This is a genomic window from Antarctobacter heliothermus (assembly GCF_900188425.1).
Taxonomy (GTDB): Bacteria; Pseudomonadota; Alphaproteobacteria; order Rhodobacterales; family Rhodobacteraceae; genus Antarctobacter; species Antarctobacter heliothermus.
Map to the genome: position 1 here is coordinate 1 of NZ_FZON01000144.1, position 1,494 is coordinate 1,494.

Annotated in this window: 1 protein-coding gene; it reads right to left on the minus strand. The window is 54.3% G+C overall.

Features of this window, described 5'->3' with window-relative positions; genetic code table 11:
- Positions 1–449: 449 nt before the first annotated feature.
- Positions 450–1,494: protein NO VEIN domain-containing protein (locus tag CHB90_RS25940; RefSeq protein ID WP_141135997.1), on the minus strand; the 1,045-nt coding region annotated here is incomplete at its 5' end.

The following is a 1,494-nucleotide window of genomic DNA, read 5'->3' on the forward strand; positions in this document are numbered from 1 at the left end:
CCAGTATCTAAGTTATCAATGTAGCGTAACATAAAGCGTTTTCAAAAACCTACAGGGTAGAGAAGGTTCGACGGGGGTCCCGTTCCCTCCGCCACACGCCCTCACCAAAATATTCTCCCGATCCGATTGCGGCCAGATTTTTCCGTTGTTTTCGAGGGTTATGCCGGAGGGGCTGTTCACCGGCCCGGCCGCCAGGACGGTCGGAAGCGGTCTCTCCGGACCGATATTCTCCAGACCTCATGACTGTGGCGGTTTCGGTGAATAGACATAAGTATCTGAATTAAATAGCTAATTCTCGGTACAGCTTCGGTCCGTTTAGAGCGGCCACGCGGATGCCAAACGGAACTGTCGTCGAAACACCTATGTCATGCGGCACAGATGCAGGGTTCTCTTGTTCCTTCCTCCTTTGGGTCAAAGCCCCTGGCCACGCCTGCGCGGTGCACTCGAAGCTATACTTTGTCACTGGATAGTAAGACTTCAAACTCCTCTCCTACTCGAAGGTTGCTCGGCTTCCATTCAGTTTCTGAGGGGCGAATTTCTGCGGCTTCAGTCCAACGAAATCCTTCGTTCTCGACTGGCGCCATCTCGACGAGTGAATGACTAGCCAGTTCGCGTATCCTCTCTACGTCTCCAGAGGTTGCGCGCCCACTTGCTATAACCCGCGATGAAAAGGTCACCTGGACCAGTTTCCATCGTTCGCCCATCCTTTTCGCGACTTCGAATTCGTTGCGGGAGATGAGTGCGCGGGCGGCCGTGGCATTTACAGCCGCTTTGATCTCCAGTCCTAAGGTTTGGAACCCTTCTTTGTGCTCAATGTCGTAGCCAAAGCGATCGGATATAAGCGAAACATGTCGTGGATTGTGGCCATCGCGACGCAAGGCTGACATTATCGCAAGTTCTCCGGCGTCGCCTAGCAGCTTACGTAAGTGTTCATCTGTCGCGCCGTACACCTGTTGATGGGCAGTAACGACGATCTCTTCAAGATCGTCTCCTAGCCATGCGATCGCATCAAAGTCTTGTTGCGGGATGAACTCCGGAGCCAAACGACCGTCAATTACAACTGCTCTGAGCCAACCTGGCGGTCGGCTTCGCAGGAGTAACCGAGCAATGCCTTTAAGAGTGGTCAGGTCAGCTTCCCGATCCAATCTGGCCAGACCATTTCCTGTGATTACACAAGATTCAATTCTAGCCAGACCGGCGTCCAGAAGAAGATTAGCCGTTCCGGACAGATCGAGTGAGGCGGCCATGTGCGTTGGCTTGTCCAGCGCAGCCACAATCCATGCATTAACGTCCGGGCAGTTCCTTACCCTCGCGCTAAAAGCCAAGAGAAAAATGGCGTGACACCGGCCTCTGGTAGGCAGGTCACGCATTTCCAGTTGCGATATGGGCGGCAACTGCCTGATCCCGCAATATTCACCGGCGGTCCGTGTGCGGTGTGATTTCGGGGCGCGGTCGGGTTTCTTGACCTTGCGTGTGGCAGGAAGGGCGATCACG